16 protein-coding genes are annotated in these 17,567 nt (G+C 62.4%); 14 read left to right on the top strand and 2 right to left on the bottom strand.

Features of this window, described 5'->3' with window-relative positions; all coding sequences use genetic code 11:
* Positions 1-13 precede the first annotated feature (13 nt).
* Both alc and PQQ86_RS16920 read left to right on the top strand, forming a co-directional pair.
* On the top strand, positions 14-1,024 hold the full coding sequence (alc, locus tag PQQ86_RS16925) for an allantoicase (protein ID WP_408268874.1): 1,011 nt from the start codon (positions 14-16) through the stop codon (positions 1,022-1,024).
* Between the two features lie 13 nt (positions 1,025-1,037).
* Entirely contained in the window at positions 1,038-1,550 is a 513-nt protein-coding gene (locus PQQ86_RS16920; protein WP_408268871.1) for an ureidoglycolate lyase, read from the top strand.
* Positions 1,551-1,749: 199 nt separating this feature from the next.
* On the opposite strand, the gene fur is transcribed toward PQQ86_RS16920, so the two are convergent.
* Positions 1,750-2,184, bottom strand: a complete 435-nt coding sequence (fur, locus tag PQQ86_RS16915; RefSeq protein WP_408268868.1) for a ferric iron uptake transcriptional regulator — start codon at positions 2,182-2,184, stop codon at positions 1,750-1,752.
* A 158-nt stretch (positions 2,185-2,342) separates the two neighbouring features.
* Here fur and PQQ86_RS16910 point away from each other — a divergent pair, with 158 nt between their 5' ends.
* The 9 genes from PQQ86_RS16910 (at position 2,343) to PQQ86_RS16870 (ending at position 12,115) form a co-directional block, all read left to right on the top strand.
* A complete protein-coding gene (locus tag PQQ86_RS16910; protein WP_408270324.1) occupies positions 2,343-3,188 on the top strand; it encodes an outer membrane protein assembly factor BamE in 846 nt (281 codons plus the stop codon).
* 181 nt (positions 3,189-3,369) lie between these two features.
* On the top strand, positions 3,370-4,167 hold the full coding sequence (gene dapB, locus PQQ86_RS16905; RefSeq protein WP_408268865.1) for a 4-hydroxy-tetrahydrodipicolinate reductase: 798 nt from the start codon (positions 3,370-3,372) through the stop codon (positions 4,165-4,167).
* A 65-nt stretch (positions 4,168-4,232) separates the two neighbouring features.
* Positions 4,233-4,949: a MotA/TolQ/ExbB proton channel family protein gene (locus PQQ86_RS16900; protein WP_408268862.1), complete on the top strand. Its 717-nt coding sequence runs from the start codon at positions 4,233-4,235 to the stop codon at positions 4,947-4,949.
* A gap of 36 nt (positions 4,950-4,985) precedes the next feature.
* Complete coding sequence (locus PQQ86_RS16895; RefSeq protein ID WP_408268859.1) at positions 4,986-5,423, top strand: ExbD/TolR family protein; 438 nt, start codon at positions 4,986-4,988, stop codon at positions 5,421-5,423.
* 187 nt (positions 5,424-5,610) lie between these two features.
* Complete coding sequence (gene leuS, locus PQQ86_RS16890) at positions 5,611-8,205, top strand: leucine--tRNA ligase (protein WP_408268856.1); 2,595 nt, start codon at positions 5,611-5,613, stop codon at positions 8,203-8,205.
* Between the two features lie 91 nt (positions 8,206-8,296).
* Complete coding sequence (locus PQQ86_RS16885) at positions 8,297-8,848, top strand: LPS-assembly lipoprotein LptE (RefSeq protein WP_408268854.1); 552 nt, start codon at positions 8,297-8,299, stop codon at positions 8,846-8,848.
* Between the two features lie 74 nt (positions 8,849-8,922).
* Complete coding sequence (gene holA, locus PQQ86_RS16880; protein ID WP_408268851.1) at positions 8,923-10,041, top strand: DNA polymerase III subunit delta; 1,119 nt, start codon at positions 8,923-8,925, stop codon at positions 10,039-10,041.
* Positions 10,042-10,315: 274 nt separating this feature from the next.
* On the top strand, positions 10,316-11,587 hold the full coding sequence (locus PQQ86_RS16875; RefSeq protein ID WP_408268848.1) for a glutamate-5-semialdehyde dehydrogenase: 1,272 nt from the start codon (positions 10,316-10,318) through the stop codon (positions 11,585-11,587).
* A gap of 111 nt (positions 11,588-11,698) precedes the next feature.
* The gene (locus PQQ86_RS16870) at positions 11,699-12,115 is read left to right on the top strand and encodes a CopD family protein (RefSeq protein WP_408268845.1); all 417 of its coding nucleotides are present in this window, start codon (positions 11,699-11,701) and stop codon (positions 12,113-12,115) included.
* Between the two features lie 116 nt (positions 12,116-12,231).
* Here the strand turns inward: PQQ86_RS16870 and PQQ86_RS16865 are convergent, their stop codons facing one another.
* Positions 12,232-13,077, bottom strand: a complete 846-nt coding sequence (locus tag PQQ86_RS16865) for a MurR/RpiR family transcriptional regulator (protein ID WP_408268843.1) — start codon at positions 13,075-13,077, stop codon at positions 12,232-12,234.
* Positions 13,078-13,368: 291 nt separating this feature from the next.
* Between PQQ86_RS16865 and edd the strand changes: the two genes are divergently transcribed.
* The 3 genes from edd to PQQ86_RS16850 all read left to right on the top strand — a co-directional run bounded on the left by edd (position 13,369) and on the right by PQQ86_RS16850 (position 17,567).
* Complete coding sequence (gene edd, locus PQQ86_RS16860) at positions 13,369-15,285, top strand: phosphogluconate dehydratase (RefSeq protein WP_408268840.1); 1,917 nt, start codon at positions 13,369-13,371, stop codon at positions 15,283-15,285.
* A 2-nt stretch (positions 15,286-15,287) separates the two neighbouring features.
* Positions 15,288-15,929, top strand: coding sequence for a bifunctional 4-hydroxy-2-oxoglutarate aldolase/2-dehydro-3-deoxy-phosphogluconate aldolase (gene eda / locus PQQ86_RS16855; protein WP_054034506.1), 642 nt, complete (start codon positions 15,288-15,290; stop codon positions 15,927-15,929).
* 252 nt (positions 15,930-16,181) lie between these two features.
* Positions 16,182-17,567, top strand: coding sequence for a GntP family permease (locus tag PQQ86_RS16850; RefSeq protein ID WP_408268836.1), 1,386 nt, complete (start codon positions 16,182-16,184; stop codon positions 17,565-17,567).

Raw genomic sequence — 17,567 nt, 5'->3', positions numbered from 1 at the left:
CCTGACTGAGACTATGGCTAATCCGATCCTCGACCCCAACGCCCCCGCTTTCACCCGTCGCTACATGAACCTCGCCGACCCGCGTCTGGGCGCGCAGGCACTTCACGCGAGCGACGAATTCTTCGCCCCGAAAGAACGCATGCTCGAGCCGCAACCGGCAGTGTTCATCCCCGGCAAGTACGACGACCACGGCAAATGGATGGACGGCTGGGAAACCCGCCGCAAGCGCACCACCGGTCATGACTATTGCGTGATCCGGCTCGCGCGGCCGGGCGTCGTGTACGGGGTCGATCTGGACACGAGTCACTTCACCGGCAACTTCCCGCCGGCCGCGTCGATCGACGCGTGCTACGTGGACGACGACGTTCCGCCCGACAACGCCGATTGGCAAACGCTCGTGCCGGCCACCACGCTGCAGGGCAACCATCACCACTACGTCGAAGTGAACGACGCGCGCGCCTTCACCCATCTGCGCGTGAATCTGTATCCGGACGGTGGTCTTGCGCGTCTGCGCGTGTATGGCCAGCCGAAGCGCGACTGGGAGCGCGTCGAGCGCGGCACGCTGCTGGATCTGGCCGCGATCGAAAACGGCGCGTACCTTGTCGCTGCGAACAACCAGCATTTCGGGCCGGCCTCGCAGATGCTGATGCCGGGCCGCGGCGTCAACATGGGCGACGGTTGGGAGACGCGACGCCGTCGCGAGCCGGGCAACGACTGGGCGATCGTCGCGCTCGCGCGCCCGGGCGTGATTCGTAAGATCGAAGTCGATACGGCGCACTTCAAGGGCAATTACCCCGATCGCTGTTCGCTGCAGGCGGCCTCGGTCATGGGCGGCACGGATGAATCACTCGTCACGCAGGCGATGTTCTGGCCGGTGCTGCTCGGCGAACAGAAGCTGCAGATGGACCACGTGCATACGTTCGCAGACGACATCGCCGCGCTCGGCCCGGTGACGCATGTGCGTTTCAATATCTTTCCGGACGGCGGCGTATCGCGTCTGCGCTTGTGGGGCGAGATCGCATAACGGAGTCGCGTCGATGAAAACCTTGCATGTGGAACGGCTGACGCGCGCGGCCTTCGCGCCGTTCGGCGACGTGATCGAACTGGATGGCGCGCGCCATTTTCCGATCAACGGCGGCACGACTGAGCGCTATCACGACCTCGCGAACGTCGACGTGACGGAGCACGGCGGCCGGCCGCTGATCAACCTGTTTCGGGCGCAACCGCGCGCGCTGCCGATCGAGATCGCGATGATGGAGCGGCATCCGCTCGGCAGCCAGGCTTTCATTCCCTTAACGGCGCGCCGCTATCTGGTGGTCGTCGCACCGGCGGGTGAGTTCGATCCGGCGCGGATGCGGGCGTTCTGGAGCGATGGCTGGCAGGGCGTGAACTATGCGAAAGGTGTTTGGCACCATCCGCTGCTGGCGCTCGATCAGGTGAGCGATTTCGTGGTAGTGGATCGTGGCGGCGAGCAGCCCAACTGCGATGAATTGTCGTTGGCCGAGCCGTGGCGGCTGTTGTTCGAAGCGAGCGTCGAGCTGGCCGAATAGGCTCGAGTCGGGGGGCGCCAAGTTGCTAGCATAGACCGGAATCGCAACGCGGCGGCAATGCCGAACATGCAACGCGGCGCTAGCGTCCCCGCGCGGCCACAGAGCCACGCGCATAGAAAAACCCGGCCGATTGTCATCGACCGGGTTTTTTCTTTGCCAGCTGAACCACGCACCCCGACGCGGCCGGCAGCGCACTCACTCAGGTTCGGTGCTTGCGATGCGGGCAATTCTCCTTGGTACACGCGCCGTACAGCGCCAGCGCATGTTCCTGCAGCTTGAAGCCGCGTTCCTTCGCGATGGATTGCTGGCGACTTTCGATCTCGGAGTCGAAAAACTCTTCGACGAGCCCGCAATCGAGACAAACGAGGTGGTCGTGATGCGACCCTTCGTTCAATTCGAACACCGCTTTGCCCGATTCGAAATTGCTGCGCGACAGCAGGCCGGCCTGCTCGAACTGCGTCAGCACCCGATACACGGTCGCGAGACCGATATCGAGCTCTTCGTGCAGCAGGTTGCGGTAGACGTCTTCTGCAGTCAGGTGGCGCACTGGGCTATGCTGGAAAATCTCAAGGATTTTGAGGCGCGGAAGGGTCGCCTTGAGCCCGATATTCTTGAGATCGGTTGGATTGGTCATGACAAGGGATCCCTAGAGTACAATGCTGGGCTCTCATAGTAATGTGTTTTTGCCGTTCTGGTCATCTTCGATGGAATGAAACTCGCGCGGCTCGTCAGCGGGCCCGCACGGTGAGTGAAATGATTTCAAAATCTCAATTGATCTACCGGGGGAGCCGCATGCGGGGTACCTTGATCGCTGTTGCGACTGTCGCGGTTCTTGCCGGATGTTCCACCTACGACAGCCTGACGCAGCGCGTTGCCCAAAGCATTACCCCGTACCGTATTACGGTGGTGCAAGGCAATTTCGTCTCGAAAGAAGCGGCTGCTCAGATGCAGGTTGGCATGTCGCGCGCGCAGGTGAAGCAGTTGCTCGGCACACCGCTGTTGACCGACATGTTCCACGCGGACCGCTGGGACTACGTGTTCTATTTCAAGCGCGGCTCGACTAACGTCGTGCAGCAGCGCGACTTCGTGATCTTGTTCGCGGGCGACCGCGTCGCCAGCTGGACGGGCGGTGAAGATCTGCCGTCGAACCTCGAGTTGCTGGCGGAAATCGACGGCGACAAGCTCGGCAAGAAGAAGGCAGCTGTGCCGAACGTGGCAAGCGCAGCCACTGGCGCCAGCGCGCCGGTGGCTGCGGCGCCGGCTGCCGTGGACACCACGCGTTCGCCGTCGGTCGATGGCGCCGCCGCAGTGGTCGTGCCGTCCACGGATGCCAACGCCGAAGCCGCGCAAGCCGCCAATCGCCTGACCAATGCCGTGCAGTCGCCGTCTGGCAAAACGCAGTCGTCGGTGCGCTCTACCGCGCCGACCGCCAATGGTGGCGGTATTCCGTCGCAAGGCCCAACGGCCGCCGGGCAGCCGCAGTTCCAGTTCCACCGTCCACCGCCGCCGCAGGTTCCGGGTACGCAGGAGAATCCGGTGGGACCGACGGGCCCGCAAAGCAATAACGGCGGCCCGACGTTGAACGCGCCGCTTACAGCTTCTCCCGCTTCTTCCGCATCTTCGGGAACGGGCGGCTAAGCACGCTGTCCTTCTCTTGGGACGGTTAAGACGGGCGCTGCGTCGGAATCTACCGTGCGCAGCGCCCGTCAGCCGTTCTGCTGTACCTGTATGTGCGGCGCGCGGGTGTGCTGCCCACCGCCGCGTTTGCTCGTATTTGCCGGGTTTTGTCGCGTTTTACCCCTTTCGAATCCTCGTAGCCATGAAAATTGCCATTGCTGGCGCATCGGGCCGTATGGGCCGGATGCTCATCGAAACCGTCCTCAACGATTCCGACGCCACGCTGTCCGGTGCGCTCGACCGTGCGGGCTCCCCGCAACTCGGTCAGGACGCCGGTGCGTTTCTCGGCAAACAGACGGGCGTGCTGCTGACGGACAACCTCGAACGCGTGTTCGCCGAATCCGACTACCTGATCGACTTCACGCGTCCCGAAGGCACGCTGATGCATCTGGAAGCCGCGCAGCGCCACAACGTCAAAGTGGTGATCGGCACGACCGGTTTCGATAACGAACAGAAAGCGCAACTGCGCGCCGCGGCGGACACGATCGCCGTCATGTTTTCGTCAAACATGAGCGTGGGCGTCAATGTCACACTGAAGCTGCTCGAGTACGCCGCGAAGCATTTCGCGACCGGCTACGACATCGAAATCATCGAGGCGCATCACCGCCACAAGATCGACGCGCCATCCGGCACGGCGCTGACCATGGGCGAAGTGATCGCCCATGCGCTCGGCCGCAATCTCGACGACTGCGCGGTCTACAGCCGCGAAGGCGTGACCGGCGAACGCGATCCGTCCACGATCGGTTTTTCGGCAATTCGCGGCGGCGATATCGTCGGCGACCATACGGTGCTGTTTGCCGGCATCGGCGAGCGCATCGAAATCACGCACAAATCAGCGAGCCGCCTGTCGTATGCGCAAGGCGCGCTTCGTGCTGTACGTTTCCTCGAAGGTCACAAGAACGGCTTCTTCGACATGCAGGACGTGCTCGGCCTGCGCTGAGCATCCACAGGGCCTGTGCAGGCCCAGTTACGCCCCCTGTAATCACTTTCCGATAGCGAGGTCAGATGGCAGGCAGCAGCGGCATCATCCATTACCTGGAAACCAGCGACGCGATCACACATGGCGTCGCGTACGTGTTGCTGGCTATGTCGATTGCGAGCTGGTGCTTTCTGATCGTCAAAAGCTGGGTCCTCACGCGCGCCAAACGTCAGGCCACGCCGGCGATCGCGCAGTTCTGGCAGGCGTCGACGTTGTCGGACGGCGTCACGGCAATGGGGCGAGTGGACCGCGAACGCGTCTTCACGCCGCTCGCCGAGGCTGCGCTGCATGCCGCTGAAGTGGACATTCCTGGTGTGCTGCTTGCCCGCGTCGAACGTGGCGAGCGGGTATTGCGGGCGCTGCGTCAGGCACTCAACGCATCGCAGCGGCGGCTCGAGTTCGGCCAGGTACTGCTGGCCTCGGTGGGCAGCACGGCGCCGTTCGTCGGCCTGCTCGGCACGGTTTGGGGTATCTATCACGCGCTCGGCAGCATCGCGGCGAGCGGTCAGGCGCAGATCGAGAACGTCGCGGGCCCAGTTGGCGAGGCGTTGATCATGACGGCTTTCGGCCTGGTGGTCGCGATCCCGGCAGTACTTGCCTATAACGTGCTCGGACGGATGGTGCGGCAGTTGTCGGAGGAACTCGACGGCTTCGCGCACGACCTGCACGCCTATGTGTGCGCGCCGGCGGATCAGCCTCGGCCCCACCCGCAGCCTCAGCAGGCCCACGCCGGGACGCACTAGGCGCACCGCTGGGACTGGAAGACTCAAGGAGGCGATATGGCATTCGGCGGACTCGAGAAAAAGCAGGCAGCCGCGCCGATGGCCGAGATCAACATGACGCCGTTGATCGACGTGATGCTCGTGCTGCTGGTGATTTTTATCATTACGGCGCCTTTATTCACGCACGCGATCCGGCTTGACCTGCCCAAAGTCGCGGCAGCGCCCGCGCGGCAAACGCCGCAAACCATTTCTCTTTCAATCGATGCCACCGGCAAGCTGTACTGGAACGGCACCGTCATTACGCTGCAGCAGATGCGCGCGCAATTCATGGCAGCAGGCAAAGCGGCGCAGGCCGACCAGCCGGAGATCCACCTGAGCGCCGAGCGCTCGACGCGCTACGAGGTGATCGCGCAGGTGATGGGCGCGGCGCAGCAGGCCGGGCTCGAGCGGATCGGTTTCGTCACGGATCCGTCGCCGCCGGGCGCGAAGCCATAGCGGCGCTAGCGGCCCCGCGCCCGCTCAGGCGCGACCCTGTCGAACCCGCGCGCCACGCCACGCGGCGCACCCGTCCGCGAACGGTATAATCAGCCCTTTCCCTCGCAGAAGGGGAAACGACGCCATTTCATCCAGCAGAGCACCAGGCCCGGTGCGGAAGCACCGAACCCAGCGATTCCATCACACCATGCACGAAAAATACGTTCCCTCCGACGTCGAAGCCGCCGCGCAAGGGCAATGGCGCGCCATCGACGCGTACAAGACGTCGGAAACCACCGACAAACCCAAGTTCTATTGCGTCTCGATGTTGCCGTATCCGTCGGGCAAGCTGCACATGGGCCACGTGCGGAACTACACGATCAACGACGTGATGTACCGCTATCTGCGGATGAACGGCTACAACGTGCTGATGCCGATGGGTTGGGACGCGTTCGGCATGCCGGCGGAAAACGCCGCGATGGCGAACAACGTGCCGCCGGCGAAATGGACCTACGACAACATCGCTTACATGAAGAAGCAGATGCAGTCGATGGGCCTCGCGATCGACTGGTCGCGCGAAGTCGCGACTTGCAGCCCCGATTACTACAAGTGGAATCAGTGGCTGTTCCTGAAGATGCTCGAAAAGGGCATCGCGTACAAGAAAACCGGCACCGTCAACTGGGACCCGGTCGATCAGACCGTGCTCGCCAACGAGCAGGTGATTGACGGCCGCGGTTGGCGTTCGGGCGCGCTGATCGAAAAGCGCGAAATCCCGATGTACTACATGCGCATCACGCAGTACGCGGATGAACTGCTGAACGACCTCGAAGGCCTCGGCTGGCCCGAGCGCGTCAAGATCATGCAGCAGAACTGGATCGGCAAGAGCTTCGGCGTAAACTTCGGTTTCCCGTATGAAATCGACGGTGAACAGAAGCTGCTGCGCGTGTTCACCACGCGTGCCGACACGATCATGGGCGTGACCTTCTGCGCGGTCGCCGCCGAGCATCCGCTGGCCACGCGTCTCGCGCAAGACAAGCCGGAACTGCAGGCCTTCATCGAGGAATGCAAGCGCGGCGGCGTGGCGGAAGCCGACGTCGCGACGATGGAAAAGAAGGGCATGGGCACAGGCTTCTACGTCACGCATCCGCTGACGCAGGAACAGATCGAAGTGTGGATCGGCAACTACGTGCTGATGAGCTACGGCGAAGGCGCCGTGATGGGCGTGCCCGCGCACGACGAGCGCGACTTCGCGTTCGTGAAGAAATACGGTCTGCCGATCAAGCAGGTGGTGGCAATCGAAGGCAAGGAATTCTCGACCGAAGCCTGGCAGGAATGGTATGGCGAGAAGGAAGGCGGCGTCTGCATCAACAGCGGCAAGTACGACGGCCTGAACTATACGCAGGCAGTCGACGCGATCGCCGCCGATCTGAAAGCACTCGGCCTCGGCGACAAGCAGATCACGTGGCGTCTGCGTGACTGGGGCGTGTCGCGCCAGCGTTACTGGGGCACGCCGATCCCGATCATCCATTGCCCGACCTGCGGCGACGTGCCGGTGCCGGAAAAAGATCTGCCGGTGGTGCTGCCGGAAGACCTCGTGCCGGACGGCACGGGCAATCCGCTCGCGAAGTCCGAAGCGTTTGTGAACTGCACCTGCCCGACCTGCGGCGGCGCGGCGAAGCGCGAAACCGACACGATGGACACCTTCGTCGATTCGTCCTGGTACTTCTACCGCTACGCGGCGCCGGACGCGAAGACTATGGTCGACGAGCGTACCGATTACTGGGCGCCGATGGATCAGTACATCGGCGGTATCGAGCACGCGATTCTGCACCTTTTGTACTCGCGTTTCTGGGCGAAGGTGATGCGCGACATGGGCTTGATCGAGTTCGGCGAGCCGGCCAGGAACCTGCTGACGCAGGGCATGGTGCTCAACGAAACTTACTACCGCGAAAACGAAGCGGGTAAGAAGACCTGGTACAACCCGGCCGATGTCACCGTCTCGTTCGACGACAAGGGCCGCCCGGTCGGCGCCGTGCTAAATTCGGACGGCCAGCCGGTGGTGCTCGGCGGCGTCGAGAAGATGTCGAAGTCGAAGAACAACGGGGTTGATCCGCAATTGCTGATCGATCAGCATGGTGCGGACACCGCGCGTCTGTTCGTGATGTTCGCCGCGCCGCCCGAGCAGCAGCTCGAATGGTCGGGTTCGGGTGTGGAAGGCGCAAGCCGTTTCCTGCGCCGCGTGTGGAGCTTTGGTCACGCGAACGAAGCAGCGCTGCGCGCGGGCGGCAAGTTCGACGCCGCGCAACTCGGCGAAGTCGATAAGGTGCTGCGCCGCGAGATCTACAGCGTGCTGAAGCAGGCCGACTTCGACTACCAGCGTTTGCAGTACAACACGGTGGTGTCGGCGGCGATGAAGATGCTCAACGCGCTCGACAGCGCTAAGGGCGCGCAACCGGCAGTGCTGCGCGAGACGTACAGCGTGATGCTGCGCGTGCTGTATCCGGTTGTGCCGCATCAGACGTTCCAGTTGTGGCAGGAACTCGGTTACGCCGACGAATTCGGCTCGCTGCTCGACGCAGCATGGCCGAAGGTCGACGAACAGGCGCTCGAACAGGCTGAAATCGAACTCGTGCTGCAGGTGAACGGCAAGGTGCGCGGCGCGCTTACGGTGTCGAAGGATGCGACACGTGAAGCGATCGAACAGCTTGCCGCCGCGCATGAGGCGGTCGAGAAGTTCAGCGAAGGCAAGGCACCGAAGAAGATCGTCGTGGTGCCGGGCCGTCTCGTGAACGTGGTCGTTTGACAGCCCACCAGAACATGACAGCTGGCAAGACGCCGCCGCTCACGGCGGCGCTTGTCCGCGCCGCGGAATTTACTGCGAACCAGGAGCCAATGTGACTCGCAGATCGTTATTGACGCTGGTGTGCAGCGTGCTGATGTTGTCCGCTTGTGGCTTTCAGCTGCGCGGCCAACAGGACTACGCATTCAAACGACTCTTTATCTCCGGCGGTTCGTCAGCAGCTGGCGCGCGGCTCACGCGTATCGTGCAGGGCGGCAGCGACACGGTGGTGGTCACTTCGGTCGCGAATGCCGACGCAACGCTGCAGATCACGGAAGGCCGTGGCATCAATACGCTGACGCTGAACACGCTCGGTGTCGTCGAAGAGTATGCGATGAATCTCTCGATGAACTACACGCTGGTCGGCAAGGACGGCACGGTGTTGATTCCGCCGAGCGTGATCGCGCTGAACCGCGCGATGACCTATAGCGACCAGTTCTCGCAGGCCAAGGCTGCGGAAGCCGACCTTCTGTTCGCGGACATGGAAAACGACGCGATCGACCAGTTGTCGCGCCGTCTGTCGATGGTGCGCTCGCTGCATCCGGCGCCGGGTGAGCAGGTGCCGGGGGTTGCGCCGCGTGCGCCGTTGCCGCCGCCGCCGCTGTGAGCGTCGCGCTGTGTGTCTTTGTTTAGCTAATTGCACGTGTACATGCGCGTGTTTAACCTCGCCGATCGGTAGCCATGCAACTGCGACTTGACGCGCTCGAAGCGCATCTCGCGAAGGGACTCGCCGGACTGTACGTCGTGTACGGCGACGAGCACCTGCTCGCGCAGGAGGCGTGCGACCGGATTCGCGCGACGGCGCGTGCAGCCGGTTTTACTGACCGCTCGGTGTTCACCGTCGAGCGTGGTTTCGACTGGAGCTCGCTGCTTGGCGCGAGCCAGTCGATGTCGCTGTTCGGAGATCGTCAACTGGTTGAGTTGCGCATTCCGTCGGGCAAGCCTGGCAAGGAAGGCGCGGATGCGCTGAAAGCGCTCGCTGCCGCCGTGAATGACGATGTGCTGACGATGGTCACGCTGCCGCGGCTCGATGCGGCCACGCAAAAGTCCGCTTGGTTTACCGCGCTGTCCGATGCTGGCGTGGCATTGAAGATCGATCCGGTCGAGCGCGCGCAGTTGCCGAATTGGGTCGGCCAGCGGCTCGCGGCTCAGGGCCAGCGGGTTGCCGCTGGTGAAGAAGGGCGGCGCGCGTTGGCCTTCATCGCCGAGCGTGTTGAAGGCAATCTGCTGGCGGCGCATCAGGAAATCCAGAAGCTCGGGCTGCTATATCCGGCTGGTTCGTTGAGCTTCGAGCAGATTCAGGACGCTGTGCTGAACGTCGCCCGTTATGACGTTTTCAAGCTGAACGAGGCGATGCTGGCGGGCGACGTTGGCCGTTTGTCGCGCATGCTTGACGGCCTGCGCGGAGAAGGTGAAGCAGCCGTGCTGGTGCTGTGGGCGGTTGTCGAAGAAGTGCGGACATTGCTGCGGATCAAGCGCGGCGTGGCGGCGGGCAAGCCGCTCGCGATGCTGGTGCGCGAGAACCGCGTCTGGGGGCCGCGAGAGCGGCTGATCGGCCCAGCGCTGTCGCGCGTCACTGAGGGTGCGCTTGAAAAGGCGCTCGCTTTGGCGGCGCGGCTGGATCGGCAGGTGAAGGGATTGTCCGGCGGCACGCCGGGCAATCATCGCAACGATCCGCCGCCCGATCCGTGGGACGGCTTGTTCGAACTGGCAATGACGGTCGCTTCGCCGAAAACGGTACCTGTGCCGCCGCCACGACCTCGCTCTGCGGCAGCTGTACCGGCACGAAGGCCAGTCTGATCCGGACGGTTGACGCAGCTAAAGTGGCTGGGGGGCTGACATGTCGACGCGGGGCCGGTGAGGTTTTCCCAGCGAACAAGGCACCTGGTCATGGTCGCTGCAGATGCCGTATCAGGTCTCGTGCCGTCGACGTTGATGGCGCCAAGGACCTCGCCTTAGCCACTCCGGCCGCCGCGGTGAGCAAAGCGCCGCCGCCCGATTTACAATCGTTTGATGTTTCGCTAATTCTGCCTGTCCGCCGCACGTGAACGTGCGCGGCACCACGAGAATCACCATGGATATCGACCAGTACATGACCGACCTCGGCCGCCGCGCCCGTCACGCTTCGCGTGCGATGGCGCGTGCGTCGACGGCGGCGAAGAATGCCGCGCTTGCCGCCGTCGCGCACGCGATCGAACGCGATGCGGCGCTGCTGAAGGAAGCTAACGCGCGTGACGTGGCGCGTGCGCGCGACAAAGGTCTCGACGCTGCGTTCATCGATCGTCTGACGCTGTCGGACAAAGCGCTGAAGACGATGGTCGAAGGCTTGCGCCAGGTCGCCGCGCTGCCGGATCCGATTGGCGAGATCAGCAATCTTAAGTACCGGCCTAGCGGCATCCAGGTCGGCCAGATGCGCGTGCCGTTGGGTGTGATCGGCATCATCTATGAATCCCGTCCGAACGTGACGATCGACGCCGCCGCGTTGTGCCTGAAGTCGGGCAACGCGACGATTCTGCGTGGTGGCTCAGAAGCGCTCGAATGCAACACCGCATTGGCGAAGATGATCGGCGAAGGGCTTGAGTCTGCCGGTCTGCCGCAGGACGCGGTACAGGTAGTGGCCACGTCAGATCGCGCGGCGGTCGGCGCGCTAATCACGATGACCGAATTTGTTGACGTGATCGTGCCGCGCGGCGGCAAGAGCCTGATCGCACGCTTGATGGAAGAAGCGCGCGTGCCGATGATCAAGCACCTCGACGGCATCTGCCACGTGTACGTCGACGATCGCGCAGATCTGACCAAGGCGCTCACCGTCTGCGACAACGCGAAGACGCACCGCTATGGCACCTGCAACACGATGGAAACGTTGCTGGTAGCGCGCGGTATTGCTGCTGAAGTGCTGCCGCCTTTGGGAAAGTTGTATCGCGGCAAGGAAGTCGAGTTGCGTGTGGATGCGGCCGCGCGCGCTGTGCTGGCTGACGCGGGCGTTGGTCCGCTCGTCGATGCCACTGAAGAAGACTGGCGCACCGAATATCTCGCGCCGGTGCTGGCGATCAAAGTGGTCGACCATCTTGATGCCGCGATCGAACACATCAACACGTATAGCTCGCAGCACACCGATGCGATTGTCACCGAAGACCACGACCGCGCGATGCGTTTCCTGCGCGAAGTCGATTCGGCAAGCGTGATGGTCAACGCGTCGACGCGCTTCGCCGATGGTTTCGAGTTCGGTCTCGGCGCGGAAATCGGCATTTCGAACGACAAGCTGCATGCCCGCGGGCCTGTTGGGCTCGAAGGGCTGACGTCGTTGAAATACGTCGTGCTGGGGCATGGCGAAGGCCGGCAATAACGCCGGGGGCTTTGCACCGCAATCGCTGCACCGGGAAGCGGACACGCTTTCCGTCCAAGGCGCCGGGAAGAGCGTCGATCTCCACACTAACAAGCCGCACAAGGATCGCCGATGCTTTGGGTTAAGACGTTTCACATCGTTCTGATTGCTTCCTGGTTTGCCGGTCTGTTCTATCTACCGCGCATCTTCGTCAATCTGGCGATGGAGACGGAACCCGCCGCCACCGCGCGATTGCTGATCATGGCGCGCAAGCTGTTCCGCTTCATGACATTTATTGCCGTGCCTGCGCTCGCGTGCGGACTGTGGCTGTGGCTGGCGGTGGGCATCGGCCGCGGACAGGGCTGGATTCACGCGAAGGTCGGTGTGGTGGTGTTGCTGATCATTTACCACGCGTACTGCGGGGTGCTGCTGCGGACGTTCGAGCGTGGCGAGAATCGCCGCTCGGATAAGTGGTATCGCATGTTCAATGAGTTGCCGGTGTTGGGGATGCTGGCGGCTGTCGCGTTGGTTGTTATTAAGCCGTTTTAAAGTAGAAATGTTCCTTTTTTGACTTTATCGATTTGATATTCCGGGAAGTCGACTCGGGTGAGGCGCTGGCGGTCGGTGTGGCCGGCGCAACCTACAAGGGCTATTAGGCCTCGCCGCTACGCTCGAGGATCAATCCTTCGGCGGTTGATCACTTCCTTCGCTTGCGCCAGCTTCTCGACCAGTTCCGGTCCCCGGCTCAACGCCACGCCCACCGCAAGAATATCGCCAATCGCCAGATGCGAGACACGCGAGGTCATCGGCGAAAAGATATCCGTGTCTTCATCGACATTGGCGAACAAGCCGACCGTCGCCAGTCGTGCTAACGGCGAATTGCCGTGCGTAATCGCGATCACTTTTGCACCTGCCGCCAGCGCCGACTTCACCGCATCGACGATATCGCGCGTGCGGCCCGTATTTGAAATTGCCACCACCACGTCGCCGGCGCCCAGCAAGGCCGCGGACATCAGAAACGTATGCGGGTCCGAATACGCGACGCTCGGCATGCCGAGGCGAAAGAACTTGTGCTGAACATCGAGCGCGGCAATACCCGAACCGCCTGCGCCGTAGAACTCAATCCGCCGCGCCTGCACGAGTAGCGCAATGGCCGCCGCGACGCTATCGGAAGAAAGATTGTTACGCACCTGGATCAACGCGCCGATGGTCCGGTCGAACACCTTCGCTGCGACGCCCGGCGTCGGCTCGTCCGGCCGCACGTCCCGGTAGACGGCCGGCACTTCCGCGGCGATGCCCTGCGCTAGCCGGATCTTGAACTCGCGAAAACCCGAAAACCCGAGCGCGTGACAAAACCGCGCGATGGTCGGCTGGCTGACACCGGCGCGCGCGGCCACCTCGGTCATCGACAGATCGAGCACCTCGCGCGGCGCTTCGATCACGTAATCGGCCAGCTTGCGCTCGGACGGACGCAACTGGTCGCGCATCTCTTCCACCTGAGACAGCATCATCGGAAAACTCGCACTATGCTGAAGAATGCGTGGACTATATCTGATTGCAGAAAAAGGTACAAAAACTACATATCGAGTGCTAGGTGTATTCCCTGAGTTTTGGCGATTATGTCTCCAAGGCAAAGCCAGTAAGGCAATCAGGTTGTTAAAAAATGTCGCGATGCAACAGGGGTCGTGATTGCGATCGTGTAGTTTTTCTACTAACATTGCGACGTCGACTGTTTCGACATCCCCGCGATACCTGCCTGGCATAGTGCGCCTACGCCTCACGCCAGCGACGAAGGAGCTCCGATGGTTTCCCCGCATTCGCAATTGTTAAAGGTCACGCAACGCGTGGTCGAGCGCAGCAAGCCCACTCGCGAGGCGTATCTGGCCCGTATCGAGCACGCTCAGGGCAAATTCCCGGCACGCGGCGCGCTCTCGTGCGCCAATCTGGCTCACGGGTTTGCCGGTCTTGAAGGCCACGACAAGCTCGTCATCAAGCAGATTCGCCAACCGAACATCGGCATCGTGTCCTCGTACAACGAGATGCTGTCCGCGCACGCGCCGTACAAAAACTACCCGAACATCATCAAGGAAGCCGCGCGTGAAAACGGCGGCGTCGCCCAATTCGCGGGCGGCGTACCGGCCATGTGCGACGGTGTCACGCAAGGCAATGCGGGCATGGAACTGTCGCTGTTCTCGCGTGAAGTGATCGCGATGAGCACGGCGGTCGCCCTCACGCACAACATGTTCGACGCGGCGCTGTGTCTCGGCATTTGCGACAAGATTGTGCCTGGCCTGCTGATCGGCGCGCTGCAATTCGGCCATCTGCCGACGATTTTCGTGCCGGCCGGCCCGATGGGCAGCGGTCTGTCGAATGACGACAAAGCCAAGACACGTCAGCTGTTCGCCACTGGCCAGTGCGGCCGCGACGCGCTGCTCGAAGCGGAAGCCGCCGCATACCACAGCCAAGGCACCTGCACGTTCTACGGCACCGCAAACAGCAACCAGATGCTGATGGAAGTCATGGGGCTGCATCTGCCGAGTTCAGCGTTCGTGCATCCGCATACGCCGTTGCGCGACGCGCTGACCGCGCAGGCCGCACGCCGTGTGCTCGACTTGACGGTGGATCGCGGTAACTACATGCCGATCGGCCACGTGGTCGACGAAAAAACGATCGTTAACGGCATCGTCGCTTTGCTGGCAACAGGCGGTTCGACCAATCACACGCTGCACCTTGTCGCGATCGCGCGCGCGGCCGGCATCGTGATCGACTGGGACGACTTCGACACGCTGTCGCAAGCCGTGCCGCTACTCGCAAAAATCTATCCGAACGGCAAGGCCGACGTGAACCACTTCCACGCTGCAGGTGGTGTCGCGTTCCTTGTCCGCAATCTGCTGGAAGGCGGCTTACTGCATGAAGACGTGAACACTGTCGCCGGCAAGGGTCTCCATCACTACACCGAAGAACCAAAGCTGCTCGACGGCAAGTTGCAATGGGTGGCGGGCACGGAAAAGAGCGAAGACACGGCGGTGCTGCGCGGCATCAAGGAACCATTCCAGCCCGACGGCGGCTTGCGTCTGATGCAAGGCAAACTCGGCCGCGGCGTGATCAAGATTTCGGCAGTCGCAGCGCAGCATCGCAAGGTGAAGGCGCCGGCGATCGTGTTCGATTCGCAGGAAGCCGTGCAGGCCGCATTCGACAACGGCGAGCTCAAGCGTGATTTCATCGCCGTGGTGCGCTTCCAGGGCGCCCGCGCAAATGGCATGCCCGAGTTGCATCGTTTGACGCCGTTGCTCGGTGTGTTGCAGGATCAAGGTTTCCACGTTGCACTGGTGACCGACGGCCGCATGTCCGGCGCGTCGGGCAAAGTGCCGGCGGTGATTCACCTGTCGCCGGAAGCCTTGCTGCAAGGCCCGATTGGCAAGGTTCGCACCGGTGACATGCTGGTGATCGATGCGGACGCAGGCGTGCTCGACATCGAAATCGATGCAGCCGAATGGGCGGCGCGGCCGGAAGCGTTGCCACAGCATCAGGCGGAAAACGAAGTCGGCTTCGGCCGTGAACTGTTCGGCGTGTTTCGTGCGGCGGCAGCGCCGGCGGAGCAGGGCGCCTCGGTGTTCGGTCCGATGGTGGGCGAACGCGGCGCGCAGCACGGCGAACACAAGAAAGCACACACAAGCACCACTCAAGCCAGCCACGAGCTGCAGAAACAAGGAGTCTGACTATGACGGCGAAAACAGTAAGCGATATCGTGCGCCTCGGCCCGGTGATTCCGGTGCTCGCGTTCGACTCGGTCGAACAGGGCGAAAACGTGTCGCGTGCGCTGCATGCGGGCGGCGTGAAGGTGCTCGAAATCACGCTGCGCACGGCTGCGGGACTCGGAGCGATCGAACGCGCGAGCCAGCTGTCCGAGGACATCGTGGTCGGGGTCGGCACGATCACGAAGCCCGAGCATTGTTTTCAGGCGAAGAAAGCGGGGGCGCAATTCGGCGTGTCGCCGGGTCTGACGAAAGACATGCACAAGGCGGCGCAGGATGCGGGTTTGCCGCTGCTGCCGGGTGTCATGACGCCGAGTGACATTATCGCGGCGCTCGAACTCGGCTACGAAATCGTCAAGTTCTTCCCGGCGCAGCAAGCCGGCGGTATCCCGATGCTGCAGGCGTTTTACGGCCCGTTCCCGACGTTGAAATTCTGCCCAACCGGCGGCATCACGGCCGAAAGCGCCATCAATTTTCTCGCGCAACCGAATGTGGTGTGCGTGGGCGGATCGTGGTTGACGCCGAAGGCTGCACTTGCCGCGCAGAATTGGGATGAAGTCACGCGTCTCGCACGTGCCGCCAGCGAGCTGGCCGCACCTGCACATTGAGTTGAAACGGCCCGTACTTTAGTCCAGTAACCAGGTCCTACACAAAGGAGCCTCGTCGAAACAGCCTGTCAGGCTGTCGCGCCGAGGCTCCTTTGCGATATGCGTGCCGGATTCGCGCGCTTTTAAAGACAACAAACAGTAAAATTCAGCGTCCGCGCGGCTTGCCGGGTTTTTAGGCACCGCCTGAGGTCGCCGTGAGACAGGTGCCAGCCGTGTCCGCACCGACAATCAATAACGCAAAGGAGGAGCTTCATGGAAGCTGTCCACGGCAGCACGCTGCTGGTCTTCGCGGTGATCGCCATCGCACTTCTGATCCTGCTGATCACCCGCTACAAGGTTTACCCGTTCCTTGTCCTGATCATCGTTTCGTTGCTGCTGGGTCTCGCATCCGGCATGCCGATCGGCACGATCGTCAAATCGTTCGAAACCGGCAACGGCAATACGCTCGGCCACATTGCGATCGTGGTCGGCCTCGGCACCATGCTCGGCAAAATGATGGCCGAATCGGGCGGTGCGGAGCGCATCGCGACCACGCTGATCGATAAGTTCGGCGAGAAGCATATTCACTGGGCGATGATGGTCGTGGCGATCATCGTCGGCTTGCCGGTGTTTTTCGAAGTCGGCTTCGTGCTGCTGATTCCGATTGCGTTCAACGTCGCCAAACGTACCAACAAGTCGCTGCTGCTGGTCGGCCTGCCGATGGTTGCGGGTCTGTCCGTCGTGCATGGTTTGATTCCGCCGCACCCGGCCGCCATGCTCGCGGTTCAGGCGTATCACGCCGACATCGGCAAGACGATTGCGTACGGGCTGATCGTGGGTGTGCCGACGGCGATCGTCGCCGGTCCGCTGTTCGCGCTGTTGATCAGTCGTTACATCAAGCTGCCGGAGAACAATCCGCTCGCCGCACAGTTTCTCGGCGGCGCTGGCGGCGCGCAAACTGATGCAAAACAGGCGGCACCCAAGCGCGAGTTGCCGAGCTTCGGCATCACGCTGTTCACGATTCTGCTGCCGGTGATTCTGATGCTGGTCGGCAGCTGGGCCGACCTCGTGTTTACGCCGAAGACCCTGGCGAACGACCTGCTGCGTTTCGTCGGCAACTCGGACGTCGCGCTGTTGATCGCCGTGCTGGTCAGCTTCTGGACCTTCGGCGCGAGCCGCGGCTTCAATCGTGAGCAGATCCAGAAGTTCTGCGGCGACTGTCTGGCGCCGATCGCGGGCATCACGCTGATCGTGGGTGCGGGCGGCGGTTTCGGGCGTGTGCTGATGGATAGCGGCATCTCGAAGGAAATCGTCAACGTGGCAACGGCCATGCATCTGTCGCCGCTGCTGTTCGGCTGGCTGGTGGCTGCGTTGATTCGTCTGGCCACGGGTTCGGCGACCGTTGCAATGACGACGGCCTGCGGCATCGTTGCGCCGATCGCATCGGCTAGTGGCGTGCAGGTCACGCCGGAATTGCTGGTGCTCGCCACCGGTTCGGGCTCGCTGATTTTCTCGCATGTGAATGACGGCGGTTTCTGGCTGATCAAGGAATACTTCGGTATGACGGTGGGGCAGACCTTCAAGACATGGTCGCTCCTCGAAACGGTTATTTCCCTGATGGGCTTGGGTTTGACTTTCGCGCTCGCGACGGTCGTGTAA

Source organism: Paraburkholderia sediminicola (assembly GCF_046026675.1).
GTDB classification, from domain to species: domain Bacteria; phylum Pseudomonadota; class Gammaproteobacteria; order Burkholderiales; family Burkholderiaceae; genus Paraburkholderia; species Paraburkholderia sediminicola_F.
The sequence above is the reverse complement of the archived record's forward strand: the minus strand, read 5'-3'. Positions and strand labels throughout refer to the sequence as shown.

Excerpts from the sequence above, each read along its gene's own strand:
- alc (WP_408268874.1), top strand. The coding sequence starts at position 14 with ATGGCTAATCCGATCCTCGACCCCAACGCCCCCGCTTTCACCCGTCGC.
- PQQ86_RS16920 (WP_408268871.1), top strand. The coding sequence starts at position 1,038 with ATGAAAACCTTGCATGTGGAACGGCTGACGCGCGCGGCCTTCGCGCCG.
- fur (WP_408268868.1), bottom strand. The coding sequence starts at position 2,184 with ATGACCAATCCAACCGATCTCAAGAATATCGGGCTCAAGGCGACCCTT.
- PQQ86_RS16910 (WP_408270324.1), top strand. The coding sequence starts at position 2,343 with ATGCGGGGTACCTTGATCGCTGTTGCGACTGTCGCGGTTCTTGCCGGA.
- dapB (WP_408268865.1), top strand. The coding sequence starts at position 3,370 with ATGAAAATTGCCATTGCTGGCGCATCGGGCCGTATGGGCCGGATGCTC.
- PQQ86_RS16900 (WP_408268862.1), top strand. The coding sequence starts at position 4,233 with ATGGCAGGCAGCAGCGGCATCATCCATTACCTGGAAACCAGCGACGCG.
- PQQ86_RS16895 (WP_408268859.1), top strand. The coding sequence starts at position 4,986 with ATGGCATTCGGCGGACTCGAGAAAAAGCAGGCAGCCGCGCCGATGGCC.
- leuS (WP_408268856.1), top strand. The coding sequence starts at position 5,611 with ATGCACGAAAAATACGTTCCCTCCGACGTCGAAGCCGCCGCGCAAGGG.
- holA (WP_408268851.1), top strand. The coding sequence starts at position 8,923 with ATGCAACTGCGACTTGACGCGCTCGAAGCGCATCTCGCGAAGGGACTC.
- PQQ86_RS16875 (WP_408268848.1), top strand. The coding sequence starts at position 10,316 with ATGGATATCGACCAGTACATGACCGACCTCGGCCGCCGCGCCCGTCAC.
- PQQ86_RS16870 (WP_408268845.1), top strand. The coding sequence starts at position 11,699 with ATGCTTTGGGTTAAGACGTTTCACATCGTTCTGATTGCTTCCTGGTTT.
- PQQ86_RS16865 (WP_408268843.1), bottom strand. The coding sequence starts at position 13,077 with ATGATGCTGTCTCAGGTGGAAGAGATGCGCGACCAGTTGCGTCCGTCC.
- edd (WP_408268840.1), top strand. The coding sequence starts at position 13,369 with ATGGTTTCCCCGCATTCGCAATTGTTAAAGGTCACGCAACGCGTGGTC.
- eda (WP_054034506.1), top strand. The coding sequence starts at position 15,288 with ATGACGGCGAAAACAGTAAGCGATATCGTGCGCCTCGGCCCGGTGATT.
- PQQ86_RS16850 (WP_408268836.1), top strand. The coding sequence starts at position 16,182 with ATGGAAGCTGTCCACGGCAGCACGCTGCTGGTCTTCGCGGTGATCGCC.